20 protein-coding genes are annotated in these 26,045 nt (G+C 61.7%); 10 read left to right on the top strand and 10 right to left on the bottom strand.

The window, feature by feature from the left end:
• The first annotated feature begins 209 nt into the window (after window positions 1-209).
• Both glmS and AC1D1Z_RS22225 read left to right on the top strand, forming a co-directional pair.
• A complete protein-coding gene (gene glmS, locus AC1D1Z_RS22230) occupies window positions 210-2,036 on the top strand; it encodes a glutamine--fructose-6-phosphate transaminase (isomerizing) (protein ID WP_131606734.1) in 1,827 nt (608 codons plus the stop codon).
• A 135-nt stretch (window positions 2,037-2,171) separates the two neighbouring features.
• Window positions 2,172-2,879, top strand: a complete 708-nt coding sequence (locus tag AC1D1Z_RS22225) for a DUF502 domain-containing protein (RefSeq protein ID WP_047621812.1) — start codon at window positions 2,172-2,174, stop codon at window positions 2,877-2,879.
• Between the two features lie 82 nt (window positions 2,880-2,961).
• On the opposite strand, the gene recG is transcribed toward AC1D1Z_RS22225, so the two are convergent.
• The gene (gene recG / locus AC1D1Z_RS22220; RefSeq protein ID WP_477851676.1) at window positions 2,962-5,067 is read right to left on the bottom strand and encodes an ATP-dependent DNA helicase RecG; all 2,106 of its coding nucleotides are present in this window, start codon (window positions 5,065-5,067) and stop codon (window positions 2,962-2,964) included.
• 92 nt (window positions 5,068-5,159) lie between these two features.
• Here recG and AC1D1Z_RS22215 point away from each other — a divergent pair, with 92 nt between their 5' ends.
• The 3 genes from AC1D1Z_RS22215 to AC1D1Z_RS22205 all read left to right on the top strand — a co-directional run bounded on the left by AC1D1Z_RS22215 (window position 5,160) and on the right by AC1D1Z_RS22205 (window position 9,520).
• A complete protein-coding gene (locus tag AC1D1Z_RS22215; protein ID WP_018242001.1) occupies window positions 5,160-5,465 on the top strand; it encodes an FAD assembly factor SdhE in 306 nt (101 codons plus the stop codon).
• Window positions 5,462-8,965 carry a transcription-repair coupling factor gene (mfd, locus tag AC1D1Z_RS22210; protein WP_477851675.1) on the top strand — a complete coding sequence of 1,168 codons (3,504 nt, stop codon included), beginning with the start codon at window positions 5,462-5,464 and terminating at the stop codon, window positions 8,963-8,965. Before AC1D1Z_RS22215 ends, mfd begins: the two co-directional genes overlap by 4 nt.
• 87 nt (window positions 8,966-9,052) lie before the next feature.
• Entirely contained in the window at window positions 9,053-9,520 is a 468-nt protein-coding gene (locus tag AC1D1Z_RS22205) for an OsmC family protein (protein ID WP_130716393.1), read from the top strand.
• Between the two features lie 17 nt (window positions 9,521-9,537).
• Here the strand turns inward: AC1D1Z_RS22205 and AC1D1Z_RS22200 are convergent, their stop codons facing one another.
• Together AC1D1Z_RS22200 and AC1D1Z_RS22195 are read right to left on the bottom strand one after the other, a co-directional pair.
• Window positions 9,538-10,209 (bottom strand): DsbA family oxidoreductase, encoded by a 672-nt coding sequence (locus AC1D1Z_RS22200; protein WP_477851674.1) that lies wholly within the window; start codon window positions 10,207-10,209, stop codon window positions 9,538-9,540.
• A 64-nt stretch (window positions 10,210-10,273) separates the two neighbouring features.
• On the bottom strand, window positions 10,274-12,076 hold the full coding sequence (locus tag AC1D1Z_RS22195; RefSeq protein ID WP_477851673.1) for an extracellular solute-binding protein: 1,803 nt from the start codon (window positions 12,074-12,076) through the stop codon (window positions 10,274-10,276).
• Between the two features lie 284 nt (window positions 12,077-12,360).
• On the opposite strand from AC1D1Z_RS22195, the gene AC1D1Z_RS22190 reads away from it, so the two are divergent.
• On the top strand, window positions 12,361-13,023 hold the full coding sequence (locus tag AC1D1Z_RS22190) for an invasion associated locus B family protein (RefSeq protein ID WP_018445359.1): 663 nt from the start codon (window positions 12,361-12,363) through the stop codon (window positions 13,021-13,023).
• 113 nt (window positions 13,024-13,136) lie between these two features.
• Here the strand turns inward: AC1D1Z_RS22190 and hspQ are convergent, their stop codons facing one another.
• The 3 genes from hspQ to AC1D1Z_RS22175 all read right to left on the bottom strand — a co-directional run bounded on the left by hspQ (window position 13,137) and on the right by AC1D1Z_RS22175 (window position 15,452).
• Window positions 13,137-13,466 (bottom strand): heat shock protein HspQ, encoded by a 330-nt coding sequence (gene hspQ / locus AC1D1Z_RS22185; protein ID WP_018242006.1) that lies wholly within the window; start codon window positions 13,464-13,466, stop codon window positions 13,137-13,139.
• 159 nt (window positions 13,467-13,625) lie between these two features.
• The gene (gene glnA / locus AC1D1Z_RS22180) at window positions 13,626-15,035 is read right to left on the bottom strand and encodes a type I glutamate--ammonia ligase (protein ID WP_011651961.1); all 1,410 of its coding nucleotides are present in this window, start codon (window positions 15,033-15,035) and stop codon (window positions 13,626-13,628) included.
• A 78-nt stretch (window positions 15,036-15,113) separates the two neighbouring features.
• On the bottom strand, window positions 15,114-15,452 hold the full coding sequence (locus AC1D1Z_RS22175; protein WP_003579240.1) for a P-II family nitrogen regulator: 339 nt from the start codon (window positions 15,450-15,452) through the stop codon (window positions 15,114-15,116).
• A 343-nt stretch (window positions 15,453-15,795) separates the two neighbouring features.
• Here AC1D1Z_RS22175 and AC1D1Z_RS22170 point away from each other — a divergent pair, with 343 nt between their 5' ends.
• The gene (locus AC1D1Z_RS22170; RefSeq protein ID WP_131606730.1) at window positions 15,796-17,268 is read left to right on the top strand and encodes an NAD(P)H-hydrate dehydratase; all 1,473 of its coding nucleotides are present in this window, start codon (window positions 15,796-15,798) and stop codon (window positions 17,266-17,268) included.
• Between the two features lie 475 nt (window positions 17,269-17,743).
• Window positions 17,744-18,763 carry a DUF808 domain-containing protein gene (locus AC1D1Z_RS22165; RefSeq protein ID WP_018445357.1) on the top strand — a complete coding sequence of 340 codons (1,020 nt, stop codon included), beginning with the start codon at window positions 17,744-17,746 and terminating at the stop codon, window positions 18,761-18,763.
• Between the two features lie 111 nt (window positions 18,764-18,874).
• Here AC1D1Z_RS22165 and AC1D1Z_RS22160 read toward each other — a convergent pair whose 3' ends face one another.
• The 3 genes from AC1D1Z_RS22160 to uvrA are packed head-to-tail and all read right to left on the bottom strand — an operon-like array spanning window position 18,875 to window position 23,085.
• Window positions 18,875-19,681 carry a DUF72 domain-containing protein gene (locus AC1D1Z_RS22160; protein ID WP_113544181.1) on the bottom strand — a complete coding sequence of 269 codons (807 nt, stop codon included), beginning with the start codon at window positions 19,679-19,681 and terminating at the stop codon, window positions 18,875-18,877.
• Window positions 19,682-19,705: 24 nt separating this feature from the next.
• The gene (locus AC1D1Z_RS22155) at window positions 19,706-20,167 is read right to left on the bottom strand and encodes a GNAT family N-acetyltransferase (protein ID WP_477851672.1); all 462 of its coding nucleotides are present in this window, start codon (window positions 20,165-20,167) and stop codon (window positions 19,706-19,708) included.
• On the bottom strand, window positions 20,164-23,085 hold the full coding sequence (uvrA, locus tag AC1D1Z_RS22150; protein WP_027684718.1) for an excinuclease ABC subunit UvrA: 2,922 nt from the start codon (window positions 23,083-23,085) through the stop codon (window positions 20,164-20,166). The genes AC1D1Z_RS22155 and uvrA overlap by 4 nt, the downstream gene beginning before the upstream one ends.
• A gap of 283 nt (window positions 23,086-23,368) precedes the next feature.
• Here uvrA and AC1D1Z_RS22145 point away from each other — a divergent pair, with 283 nt between their 5' ends.
• Window positions 23,369-23,878, top strand: a complete 510-nt coding sequence (locus AC1D1Z_RS22145) for a single-stranded DNA-binding protein (RefSeq protein ID WP_018069574.1) — start codon at window positions 23,369-23,371, stop codon at window positions 23,876-23,878.
• A gap of 99 nt (window positions 23,879-23,977) precedes the next feature.
• Here AC1D1Z_RS22145 and AC1D1Z_RS22140 read toward each other — a convergent pair whose 3' ends face one another.
• Window positions 23,978-24,625 (bottom strand): MarC family protein, encoded by a 648-nt coding sequence (locus tag AC1D1Z_RS22140; protein WP_018242015.1) that lies wholly within the window; start codon window positions 24,623-24,625, stop codon window positions 23,978-23,980.
• Between the two features lie 235 nt (window positions 24,626-24,860).
• On the opposite strand from AC1D1Z_RS22140, the gene AC1D1Z_RS22135 reads away from it, so the two are divergent.
• Window positions 24,861-26,045, top strand: a 1,185-nt coding sequence (locus AC1D1Z_RS22135; RefSeq protein WP_477851671.1) for a DNA gyrase subunit A, incomplete at its 3' end; no start/stop codon positions are given.

Below are 26,045 nucleotides of genomic sequence, written 5' to 3'. Positions count from 1 at the left end.
GGCGCTCGGCCGCGCCCGGCAGGAGATCAAACCCGGCCGCGCGACGCTGCTGCGCGAACGCGCGCTCGCCATCAAGGCGGCGAAGAAGGCGAAAGCCTGACAGGCCTTGCGTAACCGGCGGAAATTCAAAGTGACCGCCGAGGTGATTGAGAAATAAGCAGGAATCGTTAGGACTGGCCTCGTCATCGAAGCCTTTATGGGGATACTATATGTGCGGCATTGTGGGGATCGTCGGAACTGCGCCTGTGGCCGAGCGCCTGGTCGATGCGCTGAAGCGTCTCGAATATCGCGGTTACGATTCCGCCGGTGTCGCCACCATTCATGACGGCGTGATGGATCGCCGCCGCGCCGAGGGCAAGCTGTTCAATCTGGAAAAGCGCCTCGACAGCGAACCGCTGCCCGGCACCGTCGGCATCGCCCACACGCGCTGGGCGACCCACGGCGTTCCCAACGAGACCAATGCCCATCCGCATTTCGTTGAAGGCGTCGCCGTCGTCCATAACGGCATCATCGAGAATTTCTCCGAGCTTCGCGACGAACTGACCGAGGAGGGTTCGGTCTTCCAGACCCAGACCGACACTGAGGTGGTCGCCCATCTGCTGGCGAAATACCTGCGCGAGGGCCTCGAGCCGCGCGACGCCATGCTGAAGATGCTGAACCGGGTGACCGGCGCCTATGCGCTGGCTGTTATGCTCAAGGCCCATCCCGGCACGATCATGGCCGCCCGTTCCGGACCGCCGCTTGCCGTCGGCTATGGCCGCGGCGAGATGTTCCTCGGCTCGGACGCGATCGCGCTCTCGCCCTTCACCAACGAGATCACCTATCTCGTCGACGGCGATTTCGCCGTTCTCACCCGGGACGGTGTCGCAGTGCTCGATTTCGCCGGCAAGCCGGTCAAGCGCGCCCGCCAGATCTCGCAAGCGACCGCCTATGTCGTCGACAAGGGCAACCACCGCCATTTCATGGAAAAGGAAATCTACGAGCAGCCGGAGGTGATCTCCCATGCGCTCAGCCACTATGTCGATTTCGCCGAGAACACGATCGGCGCCAATGCCGCCGCGATCGACTTCAACGCGTCAACCGGACTTGCGATCTCTGCCTGCGGCACGGCCTATCTCGCCGGCCTCGTCGGCAAATACTGGTTCGAGCGTTATGCCCGCCTGCCTGTTGAGATCGACGTCGCCTCCGAGTTTCGCTACCGCGAAATGCCGCTGTCGCCGTCGCAGGCAGCGCTGTTCATTTCGCAGTCCGGTGAGACCGCCGATACGCTGGCATCGCTGCGCTATTGCCGCGATAACGGGTTGAAAATCGGCGCCGTCGTCAATGTCCGCGAATCGACGATCGCGCGCGAATCCGACGCCGTCTTCCCGATCATGGCCGGCCCCGAAATCGGCGTCGCCTCGACCAAGGCCTTCACCTGCCAGCTTGCCGTGCTGGCAGCGCTGGCAATCGGCGCCGGCAAGGCGCGCGGCACGGTGAGTGCCGACGAGGAGAGGGCGCTGGTGCGCCATCTCGCCGAAATGCCACGCATCATGAGCCGGGTGCTGAACCTTATCCAGCCGCAGATGGAAAGCCTGTCGCGCGAGCTGTCGAAGTGCAAGGACGTGCTTTATCTCGGCCGCGGCACCAGCTTCCCGCTCGCCATGGAAGGCGCGCTGAAGCTCAAGGAAATCTCCTATATCCATGCCGAGGGTTATGCTGCCGGCGAATTGAAGCACGGACCGATCGCGCTGATCGACGAGAACATGCCCGTCATCGTCATCGCTCCTTACGACCGTTTCTTCGAAAAGACCGTCTCGAACATGCAGGAGGTCGCAGCCCGCGGCGGCCGCATCATCTTCATCACTGACGAGGCCGGCGCGGCCGCCTCGAAACTGCCGACCATGGCGACGATCACCCTGCCTGTGGTCGACGAAATCATCGCGCCGATGATCTTCTCGCTGCCGATCCAGCTGCTCGCCTATCACACTGCCGTCTTCATGGGCACCGATGTCGACCAGCCGCGCAACCTGGCGAAATCCGTGACCGTGGAATAAGCCTGTAGGGCCGGGACCGTCGCGCCGAAACATATTGTGCGGCGCCCCGAATTCTGGCAGTTTTGGTCTGCGGACAAGGGGGAAGGGCCGGCGTACCGGCCTGTCCACGACTGAGATGGAGATCATCAGGAAACGATGACCGACAACACCCCCAGAATGCCGGTCGCGACCCGGCTGAGGAATAATTTTCTCGCAGGGCTGATCATCTGCGCGCCGATCGCGATCACCATCTGGCTGACCTGGACCTTCATCCATTGGTCGGACAGCTGGGTCCGGCCCTATATTCCGGCGCGCTGGAATCCGGAAAGCTATCTGAATTTCGCCATTCCCGGTTTCGGTCTGCTGACCGCCGTTATCCTGATCACCGTCGTCGGCTTCCTCGGCAAGAACCTCATCGGCCAGAGCATCGTCCGGTTCGGCGAATCGATCGTTCAGCGCATGCCGCTAGTGCGCACAGTCTACAGAAGCGTGAAGCAGATTTTCGAAACCGTGCTGAAGGAACAGGCGAACTCCTTCAAGAAGGTCGGCCTCATCGAATATCCGGGTCCCGGCCTCTGGGCACTGATCTTCATCGCCACCGACGCCAAGGGCGAAATCGCTTCGAAGTTCAATGCCATGGGCCAGGATATGGTCGCCGTCTTCCTGCCGCCGACGCCGGTGCCGACAGCCGGCTTCCTCATCTTCGTGCCGCGCGAGAAGATCGTCATGCTCGACATGTCGCCGGAAGACGCCGCCAAGTACCTGATTTCAGGCGGGCTTGTGGCGCCCGAACACAAGCCGGCCGATCCCAAGCAGAAGCATTTGCCACGGCCGAAGCCGGTGGCGGTTTCCAAAGCGGATTGATGCATGTCGCCCAAAAGTGTTCGGCGGTTTTGGGGTAACGATATGCGTAGAACAAAGAACTTAAAGCGCGCCGCGGCGCGCTTTATCCAGCCCTGAGAAAACGGATCGCCTCGTCGCGGCGGAAAAGATAGAGCAGGGTGCGGATCGCCGTTCCTCTCTCGGTGGTCAGCTCCGGATCGCGCTCGATGAGGTAGGCGGCATCCTTGCGGGCGATCTCCAACAGGTCGGCATGCGCCTCGAGACTGGCGATGCGGAAACCCGGCGTGCCCGATTGCCTCGTGCCGAGCAATTCGCCTTCACCGCGCAGCTTCAGGTCCTCCTCGGCGATGCGGAAACCGTCTTCCGTCTCCCGCATGATCGAAAGCCTGGCATGGCCGGTCTCGCCGAGTGGTCCCTTGTAGAGCAGGATGCAGGTCGAGGCCTCGTCGCCGCGCCCGACGCGGCCGCGCAGCTGATGCAATTGCGCCAGGCCGAAGCGTTCGGCATGTTCGATCACCATGATCGTCGCATCCGGCACGTCGACACCGACCTCGACGACGGTGGTGGCGACGAGCAGCCGGGTCTCGCCGTTCTTGAACGCCATCATCTCCGCGTCCTTCTCCGGCCCGCTCATGCGGCCGTGGATCAGGCCGACATCCGGGCCGAGTGCCGAGACCAGCGTCGCGTGCCGCTCCTCGGCCGACATCAGGTCGAGCTCCTCGGACTCCTCGACCAGCGGGCAGATCCAGTAGGCCTTCTTGCCCTCGGCAATCGCGCTTTGCAGTCGGCCGACGATTTCGCCGGTCCGTTCCATCGGCACGGTGATCGTCTGGATCGGTTTGCGGCCGGCCGGTTTTTCGGTGAGTTTGGAGACGTCCATATCGCCGAAGGCGGCGAGAACCAGCGTGCGCGGGATCGGCGTCGCCGTCATGACAAGCATATGCGGCGAGAGGCCCTTGGCGGTCAGCCGCAGGCGCTGATGCACGCCGAAACGGTGCTGCTCGTCGACGACGGCAAGCATCAGATTGGCGTAGGCGACGCTGTCCTGGAACAGCGCATGCGTGCCGATGATGATCTGGGCAGCACCCGAGGCGATGCGCTCCAGGATTTCCTCCCGCTCGCGTCCCTTGGTGCGCCCGGTCAGCACCTCGATGCTGAGTCCGGCGGCGGCCGCGAATTTCGAGATCGTCGCGTGGTGCTGCCGCGCCAGGATTTCGGTCGGCGCCATCAGCACGGCCTGGCCGCCGCTCTCGATCACCGCCGCCATAGCCATCAGTGCCACCAGCGTCTTGCCGGAACCGACATCGCCCTGCAGCAGCCGCAGCATGCGCTCGTTGCCGGCCATATCCTTCAAAACCTCGGCGATCGCCTCGTTCTGGCTTGATGTGAGCGAGAAGGGCAACGCCTTCAGGATCTTGCTGCTGATGGCGCCGGTCGCATGCACCGGCTGGCCCGCCACCTTGCGCAGCCTCTGCCGCACCAGGCTCAGTGACAGCTGTCCGGCGAGGAACTCGTCATAGRCAAGCCGCCGCCGGGCAGGGGCCTGCGGGTCGATATCGGTAGGGTCGCGCGGCTCGTGCAGCATGTGGAAACTGTCGCGGATCGACGGCAGGCCCTGTTTCTCAGTCAAGGCCAGGTCGATCCATTCCGGCAGCTCGGGAAAACGCGGCAGGCCGGCGTCGATGATCTTGCGCAGCGTCTTCGGCGAAAGCCCCGCCGTCAGCGGATAGATCGGCTCGACCAGCGGCAGGCTCTCTGTCTCGTCCGCCCTGACGATATAATCGGGATGCACCATCGAGGCGCGGCCGTTGAACCAGTCGATCTTGCCGCTGACCGTCACCTCCGCGTCAACAGGCAGCTGCTTTTCCAGCCACGCCGCCTGTCCGCGGAAGAAGACCAGCGTCAGCTCGCCGGTCTCGTCATGCAGGAAGACGCGATAGGGAATGTTGCTTTTGCCGCGCGGCGGCAGCTGGTGGCGGTCGACGCGCGCCGTGATCGTCACGATCGCGCCCTGCGGCGCGCGGGCGATTCCAGGCTGGTTGCGCCTGTCGATCAGCGAGAAGGGCGCGTGGAAGAGCAGGTCGATGACCCGGCAATCTTCCAGGGTCTCGCGCCCGAGTAGCTTCACCAGCAGCTCGGCGATCTTCGGGCCGACGCCCGGAAGGCCCGAAATGGGGGAAAACAGAGGATCGAGAATGGCGGGGCGCATGTGGCCAAAATGCGATGAACAATGCGGCCTTGGCAAGGCTGACAAGCCGCTTTCCAGGGTCTATAGAGGCGCATCAACAGGAAGGTAATGCCATGACAGGTGTCACGCTCACGAGTGCCGGTCTTGACCCGCGCCGCCGCAGAATCCTTTTCCGCTGCTGGCATCGCGGCATTCGCGAGATGGATCTGGTCTTCGGCCAGTTCGCCGAAGCTGAGGTCGCGAATCTGTCGGAAGCCGAACTCGACGAGTTCGAGACGATCATGGCGGAAGAGGACAATGATCTCGTCCGCTGGATCATGGGRACATGGCCGGTGCCTGAGCGTTTCCAGACACCGATGTTTGCCCGCATCGCCGCTTATAAGCCCGATTTCGACAAGCCCCTCAGGACGCCGGAATGATCCCTGGTTTCGATGCGAAGAAGCTTGCGGCCATTGCCGAGCCGCTGACGATTGGCAATGTGCCGGCAGGTCTGGAGACGCTGCTGCTCGCCGAGCTCGCCCGAACGGGAGAGCCGGTCGCCTATGTCATGTCCGACGGCCACCGCATGGCCGATCTGGAACAGATGCTGGGCTTTGTCGCCCCCGACATTCCGGTTCTCACCCTGCCTGCCTGGGACTGTCTGCCCTATGACCGCGTCTCGCCGAGTGCCGACACCTCGGCCCGCCGGCTTGCCGCACTCGGCGGCCTCATCGCCCATCGCAAGAAGCCGCACGCGGCAATCGTGCTCGTCACCGCCAATGCCATGCTGCAGAAGGTGGCGCCGCAGGATGTCATCGAAAGCCTGACTTTTTCGGCCCGTCCCGGCAACCAGCTGCGCATGGACGATCTCGCCGGTCGCCTGGAACGCAATGGCTTCGAGAGGGTCGCGACCGTTCGCGAGGTCGGCGAATATGCCGTGCGCGGCGGCATTCTCGACGTCTTCGTGCCGGGTTCGGAAGAGCCGGTCCGCCTCGATTTCTTCGGCGACACGCTGGAAAGCATCCGCAGCTTCGATCCGGCCAGCCAGCGCACGACAGGGCAGGTGCGATCCCTCGATCTCAACCCGATGAGCGAAGTGACGCTGACCCCGGATACGATCAGCCGCTTCCGCAAGAATTACCTCTCCGCTTTTGGCGCGACCACACGCAACGACGCGCTCTATCTCGCCGTCTCCGAAGGCCGCCGTTACCCCGGCATGGAGCATTGGTTGCCGCTTTTCTACGAGAAGCTCGATACCATCTTCGATTATCTCAGCGGCTTCCGTATCGTCATCGACCATACGGTGCGTGAGGCAGCGGAAGAGCGCTCCAAGCTCGTTTTCGATTATTACGACGCCCGCCTGAATTCCGGCCAGCCGACCAAGGGCCAGATGACGCAGGGCACGCCCTACAAGCCGGTGACGCCAGGCCAGCTCTATCTCGACAGCAAGCTTTTCGTCAAAACCCTCGACGCGCTCGGCGCGATCCGTATCAGCCCCTTCAACGAGCATGAGGGTGAGGCGCGGCGGGTCGTCAATGTCGACGCCCGCCAGGGCCAGCGCTGGGCGCGTTCGAACGCCGAAGGCGGCGGCGATGCCGAACGCATCAACATCTTCGACGTCGTCGTCAAGCATATTGCCGACCGCCGGGCTGCCGGCGCCAAAGTGCTGGTCACCGCCTGGACCGAAGGCTCGCTGGAGCGCCTGCTGCAGGTGCTGAACGAACATGGCCTGGAAAAGGTCAAGCCGATCGAGGCGCTGAAGGACGTCGGTTCGCTGGCGAGAGGCGAGGCGGCCRCTGCCGTGCTCAGTCTCGAAGCCGGCTTCGAGGCCGGCGACCTCGTCGTCATCGGCGAGCAGGACATCCTCGGCGACCGGATGGTGCGCCGCTCCAAACGCCGCAAGCGCGCAGCCGATTTCATCTCGGAAGTCGCGGGCCTCGACGAGGGCTCGATCGTCGTCCACGCCGAACACGGCATCGGCCGTTTTATAGGGCTGAGAACCATCGAGGCCGCTGGTGCTCCGCATGCCTGCCTCGAACTGCAATATGCCGACGAGGCCAAACTGTTCCTGCCGGTCGAAAACATCGATCTTCTCTCGCGTTATGGCGGCGAGGGCACCGAAGCCCAGCTCGACAAGCTTGGCGGCGGTGCCTGGCAGATGCGCAAGGCCAAGCTCAAGAAGCGCCTGCTCGACATGGCCGATGCGCTGATCCGAATCGCCGCCGAGCGCCTGACGCGCCATGCGCCGATGCTGACGACGCCTGAAGGCCTTTACGACGAATTCGCCGCCCGCTTCCCCTATGACGAGACCGAGGACCAGGATAACGCCATCGAGGCGGTGCGCTCCGATCTTGGCGCCGGCCGGCCGATGGACCGTCTGGTCTGCGGTGACGTCGGTTTCGGCAAGACCGAAGTGGCGCTGCGCGCCGCCTTCGTCGCGGCGATGAACGGTGCCCAGGTCGCCGTCGTCGTGCCGACGACGCTGCTTTCCCGCCAGCATTTCAAGACCTTTTCCGAGCGTTTCCGCGGTCTGCCGGTGCGCATCCAGCAGGCCTCGCGCCTTGTGGGCGCCAAGGAGCTGGCGTTGACCAAGAAGGAAGTGGCTGAGGGGAAGACCGATATCGTCGTCGGCACCCATGCGCTGCTCGGCGCCGGCATCAAATTCGCCAATCTCGGTCTGCTCGTCATCGACGAGGAGCAGCATTTCGGCGTCAAGCACAAGGAGCGACTGAAGGAGCTGAAGAGCGACGTGCATGTGTTGACGCTGTCGGCAACGCCGATCCCGCGCACGCTGCAGCTTGCCATGACCGGCGTGCGCGAACTATCGCTGATCACGACGCCGCCGGTCGACCGCATGGCGGTGCGCACCTTCATCTCGCCCTTCGACAGCCTGGTCATCCGCGAGACGCTGATGCGCGAGCATTATCGAGGCGGTCAGAGTTTCTATGTCTGCCCTAGGCTTGCCGACCTCGAGGACGTGCATGCCTTCCTGCAATCGGACGTGCCGGAGTTGAAGGTTGCCATCGCCCATGGCCAGATGCCGGCCGGCGAACTCGAAGACATCATGAACGCCTTTTATGAAGGCCGTTACGACGTGCTGTTGTCCACCACCATCGTCGAATCCGGCCTCGATGTGCCCACGGCCAATACGCTGATCGTCCACCGCGCCGACATGTTCGGCCTTGCCCAGCTCTATCAGCTGCGCGGCCGCGTCGGCCGCTCGAAGGTGCGCGCCTTCGCCCTCTTCACCCTGCCGGTCAACAAGGTGCTGACGGCCACCGCCGAACGCCGCCTCAAGGTGCTGCAGTCGCTAGATACGCTCGGCGCCGGTTTCCAGCTGGCAAGCCACGATCTCGATATCCGCGGCGCCGGCAATCTGCTCGGCGAGGAGCAGTCCGGCCACATCAAAGAGGTCGGTTTCGAGCTCTACCAGCAGATGCTGGAAGAGGCGGTTGCCGAGGTCAAGGGTGTCGACGAGATCCACGACACCGGCTGGTCGCCGCAGATCTCGGTCGGCACGACGGTGATGATCCCGGAAGGCTACGTGCCCGACCTGCACCTGCGCATGGCGCTCTATCGCCGTCTCGGCGAAATCACCGAGCTCAAGGAGATCGATGGCTTCGGCGCCGAGATGATCGACCGATTCGGCCCGATGCCGATCGAAGTTCAGCATCTGCTGAAGATCGTCTACATCAAGTCGCTCTGCCGCACCGCCAATGTCGAAAAGCTCGATGCCGGCCCGAAGGGCGTCGTCGTGCAGTTCCGCAATAAGGAATTCCCCAACCCGGCAAACCTCGTCGGTTATATCGGCAAGCAGGGCACGATGGCGAAGATCCGACCCGATCACAGCCTGTTCCTGACCCGCGACCTGCCGACGCCGGAAAAACGCCTGCAGGGCGCAGCTGTTATCATGACGCAACTGGCGGAACTGGCGAAATAGAGCAATTCCAGCAAAACTGTGCCGCGGTTTTGCTGGGCAAAGCGCGAAGCGATTTTGCCGGGAATTGCGTGAAAAAGGGAGATAGAGATGGGAACATACGGCGCAACGATCGCCTGGCAGCGGAACGGCGAAACCTTCACCGACAACCGATACAGCCGTGCCCACCGCTGGACCTTCGACGGCGGCATCGAGGTGAGGGCATCCTCGTCCTCGCATGTCGTTCCGCTGCCCTATTCCGCCGAGGATGCCGTCGATCCGGAAGAGGCTTTCGTCGCCTCGCTCTCCAGCTGCCACATGCTCTGGTTCCTGTCGATCGCCGCCAAACAGCGCTTTTGCGTCGACAGCTACACCGATGCCGCCGAGGGCCTCATGGAAAAGAATGCCGACGGCCGCCTCGCCATGACCGTCGTGACGCTCCGTCCGCATGTCGTCTTCAGCGGCGAAAAGCAGCCCTCGTTAAGCGAGCTCGAAGCCCTGCACCATCGCGCCCACGACGAATGCTTCATCGCCAATTCGGTGAAGACCGAGGTGCGTTGTGTTCCGGTTCTAGGCTAGAGCTGGGGCCGTCGACGTCAGTTGAGGCCTGATCGTGCCTCGGCTTTCGCCTTGGCGATATCGCGCAACGCGTTCGCCAGGACGTCAGGCGTCTGTGCACCGCTGACGGCATATTGCTGGTCGAAGATGAAGAATGGCACGCCGTTGACGCCCATCTCCTGCGCTGCCTTGATCTCGGCGACGATCAGATCGCGATCGGCCTCGGAAGCAAGCAGCGAGGCGATGACCGAACGGTTGAGGCCGGCCTTCTCGGCGATATCGAGCAGCACCGCATGGTCGCCGACATTGCGGCCTTCCTCGAAATTCGCCTTGAACAGTGCGGCAACGACTTTGTCCTGCTTCTCGCGGCCTTCGATCATCGCCCAGTGGATCAGCCGATGCGCATCGAGCGTGTTCGGGCCGATCTTGATCGCCTCGAAATCGAAGGCAATGCCGACTTCGCGGCCGTAATCCGAGAGCATCTTGTGCGCCTGCGCCACGCGCTCCTCGCCGCCGAGCTTCTCAGCCAGCGCCTTCTTCTGGTCGACGCCTTCCTTGGGATAGTCGGGATTGAGCCGGTACGGCCGCCAGTTGATGTCGACGCCGATTTGGTCTTGCAYCTCGGCGATGGCGAGCTCCAGCCGCGCCTTGCCGAGATAGCACCAGGGGCAGACGACATCCGAGACGACGTCGATGGTGATACGCTCCATGAAGGTTTTCCTTATTCTCTGCGTCTCTGAAAGAAGACATTGGGCTGCGGCGCTTCGGCTCTTCCTATTGCGCGCTTGTATCCCACCAAACCGGCAACTGGTAGCCGTAAAGCGGCGTCCTGTCAGGACGGCCGATGCGCTTGCTGCGCGCCACCCATTGCTGGCCGACATGATAGAGAGGCAGCACGTAGTGGCTGGAAAGCAGCAGTCGGTCGTAGGAACGCACCGCTGCGATGAAGTCCTCGGCCGAGCGCGCTTTGAGCAGATGGTCGATCAGCGTATCAAGATCGGGATCGTTGGCGCCGGCAAAGCTGTCGGTACCCTCGCGTGTGCGCTCAGCGGAAGACCAGCGACCGACCTGCTCTATTCCAGGCGATAGCGTAGACACATAGGCCTTGATGATCATGTCGTAATCACGGCTATTCGTCCGGCTCTGATACTGCGAATCGTCGACGGTGCGGATGGAAGCGGCGATGCCGATCGTCTGCAGCGAACGCTGATAGGCGACGGCCAGCTTCTCCTGGTCGGCATTCTGCGTCATGATCTCGAAGGCGAGCTGGCGGCCGGAGCCATCGAGCATCTTTCCGCCCCGGATCGTATAGCCGCCCTGTTTCAGTTGCTCGACGGCCTGTTTCAGCACATTGCGGTCGCGGCCGGAGCCGTCGGTGACCGGCAGCTTGTAGGTGCCGTCGAGAATCTCCGGCGCAATTTTGTCCTTGATCGGCCCGAGCAGGGCAAGCTCGTCCGCATTAGCGGGAACCCCGAAACTTGACAGCTCGGAATTCTGCCAGAAGCTCTGGGTGCGTTTGTAGGCGCCGGAATAGAGGTTCTTGTTCGCCCATTCGAAATCGAACACCAGCGACAGGCCTTCGCGCACCTTGGGATCGGCAAAGATCGGTCGGCGCGTGTTGAACACGAAGCCGAGCATGCCGCTCGGCAGTTTCGGCGTGAACACGTCCTTGACCACAGCCCCCGAGGTGACGGCGGGGAAATTATAGGCATTGGCCCAATGACCGGGATTGCCGTCGGGATAGATGTCGACATCGCCCTTCTTGAAGGCCTCGAACAGCGTCGTATCCTGCAGGAAATACTGGACGGTGATCTGGTCGTAATTGTCGGTGCCGACCTTGGCGGGAATGTCCTTGCCCCAGTAGTTCGGATCGCGTTCATAGGTGATGCTCTCGCCGGGCTTCACCGTCTTCACCTTGTAGGGACCGGAGCCGACCGGCGGCGTCAGCGAAGTGCGGTCGAAGGTTTCGGGATCTATCGCATGTTTCGGCAGCACCGGAAAAAGGCCGAAGATCAGCGGCGTCTCGCGATTAGCTTTGTCGCTGAAGGTCAAGCGCACGCTCCGCTCGCCCACCTTCTCTATCTTGGCGACAACTTTCAGCGGATTCGAATAGCGCGGGAGGCCCTTGTCGCGCAGCATATCGAAGGTGAACATCACGTCTTCGGCCGTTACCGGCAGGCCATCGGCCCATTTCGCCTTCGGATTCAGGTTGAACTGGATGAAGCTCCGGTCGTCGTCCCATTCGACCGTTTCGGCGAGCAGGCCGTAGAGCGTGAAGGGCTCGTCCCTGGAGCGCTGCATCAGCGATTCGTAGACGAGATTGCCGTAGTCCGGATCCCACATGCCGCGCGCCGTCGTGCGCATGCTCTTCAGGATGAACGGATTGAGGCTGTCGAAGGTGCCGACCACGCCATAGGTGATCTTGCCGCCCTTTTTGACGTCGGGATTGACGTAAGGGAAGTGTTTGTAATCGGCCGGCAAAGCCGGCTCGCCATGCATCGCGATGCCATGCAGCGGCTCGGCGGCGACAGCGCCGCACAGCAGCGAGAGGACGAGGGGGACGACGATCCGGAGCATTCGGCAATCCTTGATCCGTGAAAACGGGCATGATTCACCGCGGAGATTATCATGGGGTCGACCGATTCCAACACGGAGCGGCGATTTCTTTGGCATCGCGACGAAATGCACCTCAAATTGCCAAAGAAATGCTGGATATCTTGAACGCTGCGATGTAACAGGTGAACCCGAAGTTTCGGGGTCATGCATTTGCCTTATTTTTTTAAGAGGTGGAGTGCCGAACGACCCGATGGTTGGGGCGGCAAGACGCTGCCCCGAACGGATATCAGGAGACGGAATTCGTTATGATGTTCAAGTCTGAAAAGAAAATGCGGGCAGCACTGTCCGTTCTGGCGGTGGTGTTCGGCGCTTCGGCTCCGATTTCCTCCTTCGCACAGGATGCGGCGGCGCAGGCTCCGGCCGATGCCCCGGCACAGGCCGCAGGAGCGCCGAAGCTCGGCTGGTACAAGACCTGCAGCAAGCAGGAAGACAACGACATCTGTGTTGTCCAGAACCTGATCCTCGCCAATGGCGGCCAGCTCGTTACGGCCGTCGGCCTGATCTCGGTTTCCGGCAAGATCAACCGCAAGCTCCTGCAGGTCTCGGTTCCCACAGCACGTCTGGTTCCTCCCGGCGTCATCATGCAGATCGACGGCGGCAAGGGCCAGAAGCTCGACTACGCTGTCTGTCTGCCAGACAAGTGCACCGCCGAAATTCCGCTGACCGACGCGATGATCGCCAGCCTCAAGAAGGGCAGCGACGTGATCTTCACCTCGATCAACTTCCGCCGCGCTCCGAACCCGATCAAGATTTCGCTTGAAGGCTTCACTGGCGCGTATGACGGCGAACCAGTTTCCGAATCCAAGCTTGCCGAAAGCCAGCGCAGCCTGCAGGACAGCATGCAGAAGAAGGCCGAGGAAGCCCGCAAGAAACTGGAAGACGCCCAGAAGGCAGCCAAGGCGCAGTAATCCTGCCGCCATCTCTAGACAGAAACCCGGCTTTGCGCCGGGTTTTTTGTTGCGCAAAGAAAAGGCCTCGCCGGGAGAAGCGAGGCCTTGATTCAACGATCGGCACGACTGAGTTAGTGGGCGAAGCTCATCTTGGGTTTGAACTGCCCTGACGGGGCCTGATCGAAAATCTGGTAGATCTGTGGGTTGCGAAGCGGCATGCCGCTTTCGTCGTTCATCAGGTTCTGCTCGGAGACGTAGGCGACATATTCGCTTTCGTCATTTTCAGCGAGCAGGTGATAGAAGGGCTGGTCCCTGCTCGGACGCACCTCGGCCGGAATGGAATTCCACCACTCCTCCGTATTCGCGAACTCCGGATCAACGTCAAAGATGACGCCGCGAAACGGAAATACCTTGTGCCGAACCACTTCGCCAATACTGAACTTTGCTATTCTTTCTTTCATGGTACGACTTCCTTTCATCACCAAATTTGGTGATTGGTGTCGCGCAAATCAAGATTTTTGCGCGAGTTCGTCACATGAACGTCATATCCTCCTAGTGGCGTCCATGACCTGGGAGGCGAAAGCCCCGGCGAGCCGGGACTTTCTGTGTTCAGAGCCCGATCAGGCCGAATAATACATGTCGTATTCGACCGGATGCGGCGTCATTTCGAAACGCATCACCTCGGCCATCTTCAGCTCGATGAAGGCATCGATCTGATCGTCGTCGAAGACGCCGCCGGCCGTCAGGAACTTGCGGTCCTTGTCGAGGCTTTCGAGCGCTTCGCGCAACGAGCCGCAGACGGTCGGGATCTTCTTCAATTCCTTCGGCGGCAGGTCGTAGAGATCCTTGTCCATGGCCTTGCCGGGATGGATCTTGTTCTTGATGCCGTCGAGGCCGGCCATCAGCATGGCGGCGAAGGCGAGATAGGGGTTGGCAGTCGGATCCGGGAAGCGGACTTCGACGCGCTTGGCCTTCGGGTTGGAGCCGAACGGAATGCGGCAGGAGGCTGAACGGTTCCGGGCCGAATAGGCGAGCAGCACAGGTGCTTCGTAACCCGGGACGAGACGCTTGTAGGAGTTCGTCGACGGATTGGTGAAGGCGTTGATCGCCTTGGCATGCTTGATGATGCCGCCGATATAGAACAGGCAGCTCTCGGAAAGGCCTGCATATTCGTCGCCGGCAAAGGTCGGCTTGCCGCCCTTCCAGATCGACTGGTGCACATGCATGCCCGAGCCGTTGTCGCCGAAGATCGGCTTCGGCATGAAGGTCGCCGTCTTGCCATAGGCGTTGGCTACCTGGTGCACGACATATTTGTAGATCTGCATCTTGTCGGCGTTGCGCACCAGCGTATCGAACTTGATGCCGAGTTCGTGCTGGGCGGCAGCGACTTCATGGTGATGCTTTTCGACGACGACGCCCATCTCGGAGAGCACCGTCAGCATTTCCGAACGCATGTCCTGGGCGCTGTCGACGGGGGGAACCGGGAAATAGCCGCCCTTGACGCGCGGGCGATGGCCGAGGTTGCCGGTCTCGTAATCGGTGTCGTCATTGGACGGCAGTTCGGTCGAATCGAGCTTGAAGCCGGTATTGTAAGGATCGGCCTTATACTTGACGTCGTCGAAGACGAAGAATTCGGCTTCCGGGCCGACGAAGACCGTATCGCCGATGCCGGATGCCTTGAGGTAGGCTTCGGCCTTCTTGGCGGTGCCGCGCGGATCGCGGTTATAGGCCTCGCCGGAGACCGGATCGAGGATGTCGCAGACGATGACCATGGTCGACTGGGCGAAGAACGGGTCCATATGCACCGTTTCGGTGTCGGGCATCAGCACCATGTCGGACTCGTTGATGGCTTTCCAGCCGCCGATCGAAGAGCCATCGAACATCACGCCGTCAGCGAACATGTCTTCGTCGACGCAGACAACGTCCATCGTCACATGCTGCAGCTTGCCCTTCGGGTCGGTGAAACGCAGATCGACGAACTTTACGTCGTTCTCCTTGATCTGCTTCAGAATTTCGCTTGCGGTCGCCATTAATGAGTTTCCTCCGATTTGCGATGACGGTCTAGGTCGGCGATGACGGTAACGGACTTTGCGCGATTGGCAAAGTGGTCAGATGGCATCAATGCCGGTCTCGCCGGTGCGGATGCGGATAACCTCTTCGATATTGGATACGAAGATCTTTCCGTCGCCGATGCGGCCGGTCTGCGCCGCCTTGCGGATCGCATCGATGACGGCCTCCGCGTTCTCGTCGGCCAGTACGACCTCGACTTTGACCTTCGGCAGGAAATCGACGACGTATTCAGCTCCGCGGTAGAGTTCCGTGTGGCCCTTCTGACGGCCGAAACCCTTGGCTTCCGTGACCGTGATACCCTGCAGGCCAACTTCCTGAAGGGCTTCCTTCACTTCGTCCAGCTTGAAAGGCTTAATGATCGCTTCGATCTTTTTCATGAGAAAATGTCTCTCCGCTTCTCTTGTTATGGCAGGAATTTTCCCGCTCGCCGGATATGATGCAGATATCGTGCCAGTTTGAAATCCATCTTATCGAAAAAAGTCGTCGATTCTGCCAAAACCGGCGCGTTTGCGGGGAATTCCATGTCGTTTTGGTGCCGGAATAGGTGGAAAAACATTGTCTCCGATCAAAATCACATCCGAAACGGAAAAAGTCAGGTATTTTCGCAACTGCGAATACACATCTCGATGCGATGAAAATATAGGCAAATGCTTAAATTACGCCCTTCTCTTTGGTATTCCAGGCGGTTGTTTTTTAGGCGTTTTTTGATTGAATAGGGTGATGATCAAACATCTGTCCGACCTTCTTCTCACGCCTGCCGAAATGGCCGCCGTCGATGCGGCCGCTGCCGCATCCGGAATCGACTCCTTCGGCCTGATGGAGAGGGCAGGCGCCGCGGTCGCGGCCGCTGCTCTGCGCCTTCACCCCGGAGCGTTGCGCTTCGTCATACTCTGCGGACCCGGCAACAATGGCGGCGACGCCTATGTCGCAGCACGTCATCTGCATGAGAGCGGGGCGAGGGTGGCGCTCTTCTACCTCGGCGATCCCTCCAGGCTGAAGGGCGATGCCGCCCGTGCCCAAGCCGGTTGCGTGCTCCAGGGGCAAAACCTCGACCTCTATCGGCCCGAAACCGGCGACGTCGTCATCGATGGCCTGTTCGGGGCAGGGCTTGGCCGCGAGGTGCCGGCCGATGTGCGCGCGCTGATCGGCCGCGTCACCGAGGCCGCTATTCCCGTGCTCGCCATCGATCTGCCCTCCGGCCTCGACGGCCGCACCGGCAAGGCGCTGGGGGCTGCCTTCCGGGCCTGCAATACCATCACCTTCATGACGCGCAAGCCCGGCCATCTCCTGATGCCGGGCAGGGAGCTTTGCGGTGAATTGGAGGTCTTCGATATCGGCATTCCCGCCCGCATCATCCGCGCTGAGGCGGGCGGTGTCATCGCCGAGAACACGCCGGACGCCTGGAAGCGTGCGCTGCCGGCCGAGCAGCTGGAAACCCACAAATACAAGCGCGGTCATCTGGTCGTCTTCTCAGGCGAGGCGGACAAGACGGGTGCCGCGCGCATATCGGCAATCTCGGGCCTGAAGGCCGGCGCCGGCCTGGTGACGATCGCCGCGCCCCGTGCGGCCATGGCCGCCAATGCTGCACATCTCACTGCCGTCATGCTGCATGCCATCGACGACGAGGCCGACCTCGGCGGCTGGCTCTCCGACAAGCGGCTGCAAACCTTCGTCCTCGGCCCCGGTTTCGGCATAGGCGCCAGGGCGCGCGGCTTCGTCTCGGCCCTTGCCGATCGCCATCTGGTGCTCGATGCCGACGGCATCTCCTCGTTCAAGGACGATCCGCAACAGCTGTTTGATCTTTTCCGGGGTGAGCCGCGTCTGGTGCTGACGCCGCACGAAGGCGAATTCGCGCGGCTCTTTCCCGATATCGGCGGCGACTGGGGGCTCGGCAAGGTGGACAAGGCCTTGGCCGCCGCCCGCCGCGCCAATGCTGCGATAATTTACAAAGGCGCCGATACCGTCATCGCCGCGCCTGATGGACGGGCGCTCATCAATACCAACGCTCCCATCTGGCTTGCCACCGCCGGTTCCGGCGACGTGCTTGCCGGCATCATCGGCGGATTGCTCGCCCAGGGCCTGCCGGCCTTCGAGGCAGCGGCTGCCGGCGTCTGGCTGCATGGCGAGGCAGGTCAACGCGCCGGCAAGGGGCTGACGGCGGAGGAGCTTGCAGCCCGTGTATTGCCGCTTTAGAGCACCGTGCGTCCTTTCGGACGCGCAAAGGACGCTCTGACTCTTTTAATCCTCGCATCGTGCTTTCCGGCAATCGATTCCCGATTTTCGGGCCGATGCGCGGGCGGCTCCGCATGGGCCAGGGAGCGCGCGGACGCCGCGGAACCGGCCATCTGGCGGATCTGCCCGCTGCTGGTTTCCTGCACCTCGAACGCGGAAGCAATCCGCATCGTCACCCGACATGTGTGGCCGGGCGCAGGCTGGGTTGTTTTACAATTGCAAATGCGGCCAGGGTGTTCTGTCGCGGATTTCGCAGAAACGGCTACGGGCAGGTCCGTCCTTCGTTGGACGAGGGCGGGTTGAGCCCTATGTCGGCTGAATAACGGCCATTGTCGTCGCGATCCTTGCGTGGCATCTTCCCGGCGGAGGATTCCACCTCTCGTTGACGGGCTTTCCGTTTTTACAGCGTAAGTCTGTCTTTTCGACGGAGGCTCGAATGAGTATAGGCCTGATCGCCCTTCTTGATGATATCGCGGCATTGGCCAAGGTGGCTGCGGCGTCGCTCGACGATATTGCCGGCCAGGCTGCCAAGGCAGGCGCGAAAGCGGCTGGTGTCGTCATTGATGATGCGGCAGTCACACCCCGCTATGTCACCGGATTTTCCGCAGCACGCGAATTGCCGATCATCGGCAAGATCACGCTCGGCTCGCTGAAGAACAAGCTTCTGATCCTGCTTCCAGCAGCACTGATCCTGAGCCTTGTCGCACCGCAGGCGATCACGCCGCTGTTGATGATCGGCGGGCTTTATCTTTGCTACGAGGGTGTGGAAAAAGTCTACGGACTGGTGCTGCCGCATGCGGCCCATGCCCATGAATCGTCACTCGAGACGACAAGCCTCGATGCCAAATCGCTAGAAGACGAGAAGGTTGCCGGCGCAATCAAGACGGATTTCATCCTGTCGGCCGAAATCATGGCGATTACGCTCGCCGCGGTGCCGTCAGGCAGCATGTTCACGCAGGCCCTCATCCTTGCCGTCGTTGGACTGGGGATCACGATCATGGTCTATGGCGGCGTGGCGCTTATCGTGAAGGCCGATGATCTGGGTCTGATGCTGGCGCGTCTGCAGACGGCATCTCCGATGGGCGCCTTCTTGCGTTCGATCGGGAAGGGGCTTGTCACAGGCATGCCTTATTTTCTGAAAGTGCTCGGCATCGTCGGAACGGCGGCCATGATCTGGGTCGGCGGCGGCATCATCGTTCATGGCCTCGAAACCTATGGCATCAGCGGCCTTGCGCATCTGATCCATGATGCCGCTGAGGCGACGGCGCATGCAGTTCCCGTTCTGGCATCAGTGCTGCGCTGGATCGTCGAGGCCGCAGGCGCGGGCATCGTCGGTATCGTCGCCGGCTTGATCGCAATTCCGGTCACAGGCTACGCCGTCTCGCCGATATGGCGGTACCTCAAATCGCTCCTGCCGCGCCGGCGCAAAGAGGCGCTGGCGGACGGGAAAAAATAAAGCCAGAGTCCGTCGACGAGCAAGGCGTCATATCCAGCCTCATGGAATGCGTGACCGACGATGTGATACCCACACAATGTCACGATCCCTGTTGTGACTATCCAACCTCGCCTATTTCGCTAGCGCCTGCTGCAGGGCGATTGCCCCATGCGGCGCATTGACCTTGCCCTCATGGATCATGAAGGCGAAGACGTCGCGCGGCTCGGTCTTCACCTTGCGATCGCCATCGATCAGCGGCAGGTCATCAGGAACCTTGCCCTCGGCCCAGGTCTCCAGTCGGTCTGCCCAGGCCTTCAGGTCCTTTTCCGGATAGCAGGTCGGGATATCGTCCGAGCCCTTCTGCAGCCGCGCATAGACGAAATCGGCGGTCACGTCGGCGATCATCGGATATTCGAAATGTTCGGCGCAAACCGGCGCCACGCCGTATTTCGAAAGCAGCGCCACGAACTCCGGCACCTTGAAGGAATCATGCCGCACTTCGACCACGTGGCGGAGCGTCAGCCCGTCCTGTTTTGCCGGCAGCAGTTTGAGGAAGGCTTCGAAATCGTCTGCATCGAACCTCTTCGTCGGCGCGAACTGCCAGAGCAGCGGCCCGAGATGATCGCCGAGTTCGCTGATGCCCGACGACAGAAACCGCTCCATCGATTCACCGGCTTCGGCAAGCACTCGCCGATTGGTGACGAAACGTGTCGCCTTCAGCGAAAAGATGAAACCGTCGGGCACGTCAGCCGCCCATTTGGCAAAGACCGCAGGCTTTTGCGTGCTGTAATAGGTGCCGTTGACCTCGATGACCTTCAGCTGGCGGCTGGCGTAATTCAGCTCGTCCTTCTGTTTCAGGTCATCGGGAAAGAAATGCCCGCGCCAGGGCTCGAAGGTCCAGCCGCCGATGCCGGTGCGGATAGTGCCGGATTTCGTCATGTCGTCCTCCCCATTCGCAGCCGCTCAGGCCGCATCGATCTCTTTGGTCATATCGACGAGCGTCCATCCTGGCCGATATGGGCTCGGCCGGCGACCCGTTTCCTGAAACCCGAAGGCGCTGTAGAGAGCGATGTTCCGCTCCATCCGCGCATTGGTGTAGAGCCGGATCTCCGGCACGGCCCATTCTCGCGCCTTGCCCTCCAGCCAGTGCAGCATCGCCATTCCATGCCCGGCACCCTGAAAGGCCGGCGAGACCGCGATGCTGAACAGCATGAGGTGATCGGCATGCCGCTCGACGACCACCAGGCCGGCCGTTTGCCCGCCGATCTCGCGCAGCCAGACCTCGCCGCGTTCGATCCGCGGCGCGTAATCCTCTGTCACCGGGATCGGCGGAGCGCCAAACAACTCGGTGTAGGGCCGATAGGCGGCGGTTGTCAGCGCCGCGATCGTTTCCAGATCATCGAGCGACGCTGGCCTCATCGTCATTCCGCCGCAACCGCCTTCTTCACCGGCCGTCGCTCCAGCAATTCCTTCAGGAAGTGTCCGGTATAGGACCGCTTCTCCTTGACGATCGCCTCCGGCGTACCGGTTGCGACGATTTCACCGCCGCCGTCGCCGCCTTCGGGGCCGAAATCGAGCACCCAGTCGGCCGTCTTGATGACTTCGAGATTGTGCTCGATCACCACCACCGAGTTACCCTGGTTGACCAGTTCGTGCAGCATTTCGAGCAATTTGGCGACGTCGTGGAAATGCAGGCCGGTCGTCGGTTCATCGAGAATGTAGAGCGTGCGCCCCGTCGAGCGCTTCGACAGCTCCTTGGCAAGCTTGACGCGCTGCGCCTCGCCACCGGAAAGCGTATTCGCCTGCTGGCCGACCTTGATATAACCGAGACCGACATCCTTCAGCGATTGCAGCTTGTCGCGCACGGCAGGCACCGCCGCGAAGAAATCGACGCCTTCCTCCACCGTCATGTCGAGCACCTCGGCAATCGACTTCTGCTTGAAGGTGACATCGAGCGTCTCTCTGTTATAGCGCTTGCCGTGGCAGACGTCGCAGGTGACGTAGACATCGGGCAGGAAGTGCATCTCGATCTTGATGACACCATCGCCTTGGCAGGCCTCGCAGCGTCCGCCCTTGACGTTGAAGGAGAAGCGACCCGGCTGATAGCCGCGTGCCTTGGCCTCCGGCAGACCGGCGAACCAGTCGCGGATCGGCGTGAAGGCGCCGGTATAGGTCGCCGGGTTCGAGCGCGGCGTGCGGCCGATCGGCGACTGGTCGATATCGATCACCTTGTCGATATGCTCGAAGCCGTCGATGCGATCATGATCGGCCGGGTTTTCACGCGCGCCCATGACGCGGCGTGCGGCCGATTTATAGAGCGTCTCGATCAGGAAGGTGGATTTGCCGCCGCCGGAAACGCCGGTCACCGCAGTAAAAACACCGAGCGGGATCGACGCCGTGACGTTCTTGAGATTGTTGCCGCGCGCGCCGACCACCTTGATCTCGCGGCCCTTCTTCGGCTTGCGGCGCTCGTCGGGAACGGGAACGCCAAGTTCGCCGGAGAGATATTTGCCGGTCAGCGAATTCGGACTGTCCATGATGTCCTGCGGCGTACCATGGGCGATGACCTCACCGCCGTGAATGCCGGCCGCCGGGCCGATATCGACGACGTCGTCGGCGGACAGGATCGCATCCTCGTCATGTTCGACGACAATGACGGTGTTGCCGATGTCGCGCAGGTGCTTCAGCGTGTCGAGCAGCCGGGCATTGTCGCGCTGATGCAGGCCGATCGACGGTTCGTCGAGCACGTAAAGCACGCCCGTCAGCCCTGAGCCGATCTGCGAGGCAAGCCGGATACGCTGGCTCTCGCCGCCCGACAGCGTGCCGGAATTGCGCGAAAGGCTGAGATATTCCAGTCCGACATCGTTGAGGAAGCGCAGCCGGTCGCGGATCTCCTTGAGGATGCGCACGGCGATCTCGTTCTGCTTGGCATTGAAGCTTGCCGGCAGTGTCTCGAACCAGTCGCGGGCGACGCGGATCGACATACCGGTCACTTCGCCGATATGCAGAGTGTCGATCTTCACCGCCAGGGCCTCTGGCTTCAGGCGGAAGCCGTTGCAGGCCGGGCAGGGGGCCGCCGACATGAAGCGCTCGATGTCTTCGCGCGCCCAGGCGGAATCGGTCTCTTTCCACCGCCGCTCGAGATTGGTGATAATGCCCTCGAAATTCTTCTGCGTCGTATAGGAGCGGGCGCCGTCGGCGTAGTGGAATTCGATCTTGTCGTTGGTGCCGTTGAGGATGACGTCCTTGGCCTCGTCGGAAAGATCGTTCCAGCGCGTGCCGAGCTTGAAGCCGTAATGTTTGCCGAGCGCTTCCAGCGTCTGATTGTAATAGGGCGAGGTCGACTTGGCCCAGGGCGCGATCGCCCCGTCGCGCAGCGTCCGCTCGGGCTCGGGCACGATCAGATCCGGATCGATCTTCTGCTGGGCGCCGAGGCCGTCGCAGGTCGGGCAGGCGCCGAACGGGTTGTTGAAGGAGAACAGCCTGGGTTCGATCTCGGGAATGGTGAAGCCAGAGACTGGGCAGGCGAACTTCTCCGAAAACAGCACGCGTTCATGCGTCTCGTTCAGCGACTTGTTGGCGGATCCGCCGGCTGACGTCTCTTCCGGCGGCAACGGCTTGTCGGCGAATTCGGCGACCGCCAACCCGTCGGCGAGCTTCAGGCACGTTTCGAGACTGTCCGCCAGGCGCGCTGAGACATCCGAGCGCACGACGATGCGGTCGACCACCACGTCGATGTCATGCTTGTATTTCTTGTCGAGCACCGGCGCCTCGGCGATCTCGTAGAACTGGCCGTCGACCTTGACGCGCTGGAAGCCCTTCTTCATGAGCTCGGCCAGTTCCTTCTTGTATTCGCCCTTGCGCCCGCGCACGAGCGGCGCGAGAATATAAAGACGGGTGCCCTCGCCGAAATCGAGGATGCGGTCGACCATCTGGCTGACGGTCTGGCTCTCGATCGGCAGGCCGGTCGCCGGCGAATAGGGAACGCCGACGCGGGCAAAGAGCAGGCGCATATAGTCGTAGATCTCGGTGACGGTGCCGACCGTCGAGCGCGGGTTGCGCGAGGTGGTCTTCTGCTCGATCGAGATCGCCGGCGACAGCCCGTCGATCTGGTCGACATCCGGCTTCTGCATCATTTCGAGGAACTGGCGGGCATAGGCCGACAGGCTCTCGACATAGCGCCGCTGGCCTTCGGCATAGATCGTGTCGAAGGCGAGCGAGGATTTGCCGGAACCCGAAAGCCCGGTCATGACGATCAGCTTGTTACGCGGCAGATCGAGATCGATGCTCTTGAGATTATGCTCGCGCGCGCCGCGGATGGAGATCGTCTTCAGTTCGCTCATCGTCTCTGCTTTGGTTTTCTGGATGACAGCCCTTATTTAGTGATGCCGACGGGCGAGTCGAGGCTGAATATCCGCAAGGGCTCAAGGTTTTCGATTCTGTTGACAGGATCATACGGATAAACTAGAACAAATAAAGAACAAAATTCCTGATGAATGCATGCGGCTTTCTGATGGATAAACATGTGGATTAAATGCCGCCCATGCGCATCGGCGGTCCGTGATGGTTTAAGGTGCGCCGATCGATTAAACGCCGCCGGGCAGGGCGGCAGGCAGGGTGAGAAGTATGGCTGGTAGCGTGAATAAGGTAATTCTGGTTGGAAACGTCGGTGCAGACCCCGAAATCCGCCGCACTCAGGATGGCCGGCCGATCGCCAATCTTCGTATCGCGACCTCGGAGACCTGGCGCGATCGCAATTCCGGCGAGCGCCGTGAGAAGACCGAATGGCACACTGTCGTCGTCTTCAACGAGGGCCTCTGCAAGGTCGTCGAGCAATATGTGAAGAAGGGCGCCAAGCTCTATATCGAAGGCCAGCTGCAGACCCGCAAGTGGCAGGACCAGCAGGGCCAGGATCGTTACAGCACGGAAGTGGTGCTGCAGGGGTTTGGTTCGACGCTGACGATGCTCGACGGCCGCGGTGAAGGCGGCGGCGCGAGCGGCGGCCGTGGCAGTGCCGGTGGCGGCAACGATTACGGCGACGATTACGGCGCCCCGGCTCCCTCCTCATCGCCGAGCCGCGGCGGTGGCGGCGGTGGCAACTTCTCGCGGGATCTCGACGACGATATCCCGTTCTGATCGATAGCCTTTGCTGGCTTTGTGAAAGAGGTGAGGAGCATGATGCCTTGGATGGCGTCATGCTCTTTTTCTTTGATTTCGCGGCAGATGCCGCCATTTTCAGTGCGGCGTCGCGCTGATGAGATTGAGCGCCGATTTCGCGCCGTCGACGACGAATTGTGCGGCAAGGGCAGCGAGGATGACGCCGAGAAGGCGTGTCAGGATGGCCCGGCCGGTGACGCCGAGGAAACGGTCCAGCCTTTCAGCGACGAGCAGCATGAGGAAAGTCAGCAATAGATTGGCGGCAAGGACGCCGATCAGCTGCGCCTTTCCGACGGATGTCGCCAGCGTGCCGGCAAGCAGGATCGTCGCCGAGATCGCGCCCGGGCCGGCGATCAGCGGCAAGGCGAGGGGAAAGACGGCGATATTCTCGATGTGATCCTTGGTGATCGCCACCTCGGTCGCCTTCTCCTTGCGGTCCTGGCGCTTTTCGAACACCATCTCGAAGGCGATCCAGAACAGCAGCAGACCACCCGCGATGCGGAAGGCGCCGATCGAAATCCCGAGCACGCTGAGCACGCCGGCGCCGAACAGAGCGAAGACGGCGAGGATGATGAAGGCGATGGTCGAGCCACGCAGCGCCACCTGCGTGCGCTCACTGCGGCTCATGCCTGTCGTCAGCCCCAGAAAGATCGGTGCGAGCCCCGGCGGATCGATGGTGACGAGAAGCGTCGTGAAGGCGTTGATCAATTGGTCGGCGCTTGCCATCGGCTGTCCGGAACCCCATATGAGTGCGTGGTTTTATGATTGTGAAGCGGGGATTCCGATTTGGCAAATATCCCGCAGCGGCCCGCGGCGGATTTGTCCGGTCCGGCCGCGCAACTTGCATGTTTTACCGTCTTTAAGCCGCAAAAGCCTGTTCAAAACGCGCTGTGAAATTGGCGCGGGAACGGGCTTTCCGCTATAAATCTTCAAGTGATTCTAGAAGAGATCGTGATCTGTTTTGACTGAGCAAACACCCCCCGGCGGCGGGAAGCTCCCGCCAGGCATCGAGCCCATCTCCATCATGGAGGAAATGCAGCGGTCGTATCTCGATTACGCCATGAGCGTCATCGTCAGCCGCGCGCTGCCCGACGTGCGCGACGGCCTGAAGCCCGTGCACCGGCGCATCCTCTACGGCATGTCCGAGCTCGGCATCGACTGGAACAAGAAATACGTCAAGTGCGCCCGCGTCACCGGTGACGTGATGGGTAAATTCCATCCGCACGGCAATTCCGCAATCTATGATGCGCTCGCGCGCATGGCGCAGCCCTGGTCGCTGCGGCTGCCGCTGATTGACGGTCAGGGCAATTTCGGTTCGGTCGATGGTGATCCGCCGGCGGCCGAACGTTATACCGAATGCCGCCTCGAAAAGGCTGCCCACTCGCTGCTCGACGATCTCGACAAGGAAACCGTCGATTTCCGCGACAACTACGACGGCACGCTCTCCGAGCCGGTCGTGGTGCCCGCCAAGTTCCCGAACCTGCTCGTCAACGGCGCCGGCGGCATCGCCGTCGGCATGGCGACCAACATCCCGCCGCACAATCTGTCGGAAGTTATCGACGGCTGCATCGCGCTGATCGACGATCCGGCAATCGAGCTGCCGGAACTGATCCAGATCATTCCCGGCCCCGATTTCCCCACGGGCGCGAAGATCCTCGGTCGTGCCGGCATCCGCTCGGCTTATGAGACCGGCCGCGGCTCCGTCATCATGCGCGGCGTAGCCGCCATCGAGCCGATGCGCGGTGACCGCGAGCAGATCATCATCACCGAGATTCCCTATCAGGTGAACAAGGCGACGATGATCGAGAAGATGGCCGAGCTGGTGCGCGACAAGCGCATCGAAGGCATCTCCGACCTGCGCGACGAATCCGACCGCCAGGGTTATCGCGTTGTCGTCGAGCTGAAGCGCGATGCCAATGCCGAAGTCATCCTCAACCAGCTTTATCGTTATACGCCGCTGCAGACGTCCTTCGGCTGCAACATGGTGGCGCTGAACGGCGGCAAGCCCGAGCAGCTGACGCTGCTCGACATGCTTCGCGCTTTTGTCTCGTTCCGCGAAGAAGTCGTTAGCCGGAGAACGAAATTCCTGCTGCGCAAGGCGCGTGATCGCGCCCACGTGTTGGTCGGTCTCGCCATTGCTGTCGCC

It is taken from the genome of Rhizobium sp. P1_E1 (assembly GCF_056406015.1).
The sequence above is the reverse complement of the archived record's forward strand: the minus strand, read 5'-3'. Positions and strand labels throughout refer to the sequence as shown.